We start from the raw sequence: 4,453 nt of genomic DNA, 5'->3' as shown, positions 1-4,453 counted from the left end.
GGGGGCGGCGGCGGCGGCGGGGCCGCCGGCTCGGCGCCGAACGCATAGCGCAGGCCCAGCGTCACGGTGTGCGACTGGTCGTAGTCGCCCGACAGGGTGCCGAAGGCCGGACCAGCCGACTGGGTGGTGTCGAACTCGGCGTCGCCCGTCAGGTAACGGTAGGTCAGGTCGATGTTGGCGCGATCGCCCACAGCCCAAGCCAGACCGGCGATCGCCTGAGCGGCGAACTTGGTCGAGCTGTCGTCAGCCGTGAAGGTGACGCCCGGGTTCTGGCGCAGACGGCCGGTGGTGTCGACGTTGACGCGGTTCACACCGACGCCCAGGCCGACGAACGGACGGATGGTCCAGTCCGGCGAACCGAAGTCGTACAGGACGTTGGCCATCAGAGTCGTCGACTCGATGTCGCCTTCCGGCGAGTGGCACGGGCCGGTGGCCGGCGTCAGGTTGCACAGGCCGTTCGGGCCCGAGACAGCGCGCACCTTGCCGATGTCGCCCGAGCGGTAGCCGCCTTCGAGTTCCATGCGCCAGTTCGGGTTGAAACGGTAGCCGAGGCGAGCAAAGGCCGCCCAGCCGTCGTTGACTTCCCAGTTCCAGTGGTGGCCGGTCGCCGACGCTTCCGTGTTGATGTCGTCGATGATGTGGTAGCCGGCGTCGATCGCGCCGTACCAGCCATCGGGCTCAGCCGAAGCAGCGCCGGCCGCGAACAGCCCCGCAGCAGCGACACTGGCCAGAAGTTTCAGTTTCATGGTGTCCTCACACTCTTAGTTGATCCGTAAGCCCATGCGTTACCGCGAAGGCGCTCGAGAAGCCGAACGGTATTGCAGTGCAGCGGTTCCCCATTTGAGCGCTGAATGTGTCCACTGTGGCGCCATTTCAACATAAAACAGGGTCGCCGCGGCAAGCCGAGGCAGTGCGGCGTCACTGTAACAGCAAGGATGAATGACCGATGAACCGCACGTCGGATTTCTCCTGCGTCCCAGTGATTGTCATAATCACGGCGTCTCCATGATCAGTTTCGCGCCATCATCAGCGCCCGGACATAGTCGTCACGCCAACGGGCGACGTCGGTGTCGCGCACGACCTTCATCAAGGCCTTCCATTTCCGTATCCGCTCTGGCCGCGGCATGGTCAGGGCCTTCTGGATCGCTTCCGACAGTTCTTCGCGGCTGAAGGGATTGACCAGCAGCGCCTCCCCCATCTGTTCGGCTGCGCCGGCGAAGCGCGACAGGATGAGCACGCCGGGGTCTTCCGGATTCTGAGCCGCGACATATTCCTTGGCTACCAGGTTCATGCCGTCGCGCAGCGGCGTCACCAGCCCCACCTTGGCGGCGCGATAGATTCCCGCCAGCTGGTCGCGGCGGAAGGTGCGGTTCAGATAGCGGATCGGCTGCCAGTCCATGTCGGCGTAGGCGCCGTTGACCCGCCCGGCCAGAGCTTCCAGCCGCACGCGCATGTCCTGATAGGTATCCACCTCGTCCCGCGAAATCGGCGTGACCTGCAGCAGGAAGACCTCGCTGCGCAGTTCGGGGTTGTCCTCCAGAAACTGCTCATAGCCGAGCAGGCGCTGCTCCAGACCCTTGGAGTAATCCAGCCGGTCGACGCCGACGATCATGGAGCGAAAGGCCGCCGAGGCCGACATCCGATCATAGGTTCGACGCCCCAGGGGCGAGTCGCGGGCCGCCAGGAAGCCGTCCACGTCAATGCCGATGGGAAAGACCCCGACCTGAACGCTGCGACCGAAAGCCTGGACGCGGCCGCCCTCCCCGACGCGCCCCTTGGCCTCGACCTCCACATAGCGTTGGAACAGCTCCATCCACTCGCGGGTCTGAAAACCCAGCAGGTCGAAATCGAACATGGATTCCACCAGCCGCCGATGATGCGGCAGCGTCACCAGCAACTGACGCGCGGGCCAGGGCGTGTGCAGGAAGAAGCCGATGCGGTTCTTCACCCCCAGGCGGCGCAGATCCCGCGCCATGGGGATCATGTGATAGTCGTGGATCCAGATGACGTCGTCGGGCTGGAGCAACGGCTGCAACACTTCAGCGAAGCGGCGATTGGTGCGCTCATATCCTTCGCCGTAAGACCGCTCATACGCGGTCAGGTCGACGCGGTGATGGAACAGCGGCCACAGCGTCTTGTTGGCGTAGCCGTTGTAGTATTCGTCGACGTCCTGAGGCTCCAGATCGACGGTGGCGACGGTGACGCCCGCGCGATCCTCGACGTTCAGCTCGCCGGTGAAATGCTCGACCGTTTCGCCGGACCAGCCGAACCACAGGCCGTCGTATTTGCGCAGCGCCGCCGACAGGGCCATGGCCAGACCGCCGGCAGACCCTGCGGCCGGGTCTTTCGGCGCCGAGACGCGGTTGGAGACGACGATCAGCCGGCTCATCGTGCGTCCGTCCACGATCGACTGAGCAGCACCGCGCAGTTGATGATGCCGACCAGGGAATAGGTCTGGGGGTAGTTGCCCCACAGTTCGCCGTCCTGGATCGAGATGTCCTCGCTGAGCAGGCCCGCATGGGTGCGTCGGCTCAGCATCTCCTCGAAGATCACCCGCGCCTCTTCGGTGCGGCCGTTCAGGTGCAGGGCCTCAATGTACCAGAAGGTGCAGAAGTTGAAGGCGGTCTCCGGCTCGCCGAAGTCATCGGGGTGGATGTAGCGGAACAGATAGGGGCCTCGCTTCAGATCGCGCTCGACCGCCTCGAAGGTCTTGACCTGACGTGGGTCGCGGGCGTCCAGGAAACCCAGGTCGGTCATCTGCAGCAGGGAGGCGTCCAGCTCGGTCCCGCCGAAGCTGGCGGCGAAGCGGCCCTCGTCCGGCAGATAGGCTTCGGCTTCGATGCGTTCGCGGATAATGCGGGCGCGCTCGCGCCAGAACTCGCACCGACCGTCCAGGCCCAGATGATGCGCCGCCTTGGCCAGGCGGTCGCAGGCCGCCCAGCACATGACCGAGGAATAGGTGTGCACCCGCGCGATGGTGCGGAACTCCCACAGGCCGGCGTCGACCTGATCGTGCAGGGCGAAGGCGCGGTCGCCGACGGTCTCCAGCGCGCGGAAGTCCTCGATCGTGCCGGGCCGCAGCAGGCGCTGGTCGAAGAAGGCCTGAACCAGAGGCAGGACGATCTGACCGTAAACGTCGTGCTGAAGATGCTCATGCGCCTGATTGCCGACGCGCACCGGCTTCATGCCGCGATAGCCTTCGACGCTGTCGACGATGCGTTCGACGATGGCGGGCTCCAGCCCCACGCCATAGACCGGCTGGACATGGCCGCCCGCCGCGTCGTCGACCAGATTGCGCAGATAGCCGAGGTAGCTCTCCAGAATATCCACCGCGCCCAGGCGGTTCAGCGCCCGCACCGTATAATAGGCGTCGCGGATCCAGCAGTAGCGATAGTCCCAGTTGCGCCCGCTCTCCGGAAACTCGGGCACCGAGGTCGTCATGGCGGCGACGATGGCGCCCGTCTCTTCATAGACGCACAGCTTCAGGGTGATGGCGGCGCGGATCACCGCCTCCTGCCAGTCCAGCGGCAGATAGAGGGTGCGGGTCCAGTGCTTCCAGTGAACGATCGTCTGGTCCAGCGCCGCATTGACGCCCGCCAGCACCGACTGGTCATAGCCTTCGTCCGGGCCGAGAAAGAAGGCCATCTCCTCTTCCAGCCGGAAGGTGCGTTCATCCAGCACATGGCTGACCGGGCAGTTGGTGGTCAGGCGCAGGGTCACGTCGCTGCACAGATAGCGGATATGGTTGGAGCCAGAGGTGCGCTCCGCCGCCCGCGCGCCCCAGTCGGCCGACGGACGCAGGCGCATGGTGACGCGCGGCGCGCCTGACAGCGGCCGCACCACACGTCCGAAGGCGATCGGCCGATAGATGCGCGAGTGCTTCAGATGCCGTGGACAGAAATCCAGGATCTCGACCGACGCCCCGTCTTCGGCCGTCAGCACGGTGCGCAGCACGGCAGTGTTGCGGACATAGGCCTGTTCGACCGCGACCTGCCCCTCAAGCTCCACGGCCCAGAAGCCGTGTTCCGGCGACGCCCCGTCCATCAGGGCCGAAAAGACGGGATCGCCGTCGATGCGCGGGGCGCAGGCCCAGACGAACCGTCCCTGCCGATCGACCAGGGCGCTGACCGAACAATTGCCGATGGGGGCCAGATCCAGGTTGGGCGTCATGCGCGCGCCTCCTTCTCCTCTGTAGCGGCCGAGGCCAGACCGCCGAGCCAATCGAGCACCGCCTCCACGTTTTCGAGCCGATAGCGGGCCGCCGTCGGCCGCTCAGGCCCGACCAGGACGCCGAAGCCCCCCAGCGCTTCCGCCGCCCGGAAACCCGCCTCGTCGGTCAGGTCGTCGCCGACCATGACGGGCGTGGCGCCGGCGAAGGGCGCCTCGGCCATGAAGGCGGCGACGGCCGTGCCCTTGTCCGCGCCGGGCGTCTTGAGCTCCAGCACCATCGACC

4 protein-coding genes are annotated in these 4,453 nt (G+C 66.1%); all 4 read right to left on the bottom strand.

The annotated features are described in order from the left end of the window. Positions 1–746 (bottom strand): outer membrane beta-barrel protein (locus tag RT567_RS13935; RefSeq protein WP_313576880.1); only part of this gene is annotated, 746 nt, incomplete at its 3' end. A gap of 263 nt (positions 747–1,009) precedes the next feature. After that, positions 1,010–2,389: a trehalose-6-phosphate synthase gene (locus RT567_RS13930; protein WP_313576879.1), complete on the bottom strand. Its 1,380-nt coding sequence runs from the start codon at positions 2,387–2,389 to the stop codon at positions 1,010–1,012. After that, positions 2,386–4,170, bottom strand: a complete 1,785-nt coding sequence (locus RT567_RS13925; RefSeq protein ID WP_313576878.1) for a glycoside hydrolase family 15 protein — start codon at positions 4,168–4,170, stop codon at positions 2,386–2,388. Before RT567_RS13925 ends, RT567_RS13930 begins: the two co-directional genes overlap by 4 nt. Next, on the bottom strand, positions 4,167–4,453 hold a 287-nt coding region (locus tag RT567_RS13920), incomplete at its 5' end, for a trehalose-phosphatase (RefSeq protein ID WP_313576877.1). The genes RT567_RS13925 and RT567_RS13920, both read right to left, overlap by 4 nt.

This window comes from Brevundimonas sp., from assembly GCF_032107865.1.
In the GTDB taxonomy this organism is placed as follows: Bacteria; Pseudomonadota; Alphaproteobacteria; order Caulobacterales; family Caulobacteraceae; genus Brevundimonas.
The sequence above is the reverse complement of the archived record's forward strand: the minus strand, read 5'-3'. Positions and strand labels throughout refer to the sequence as shown.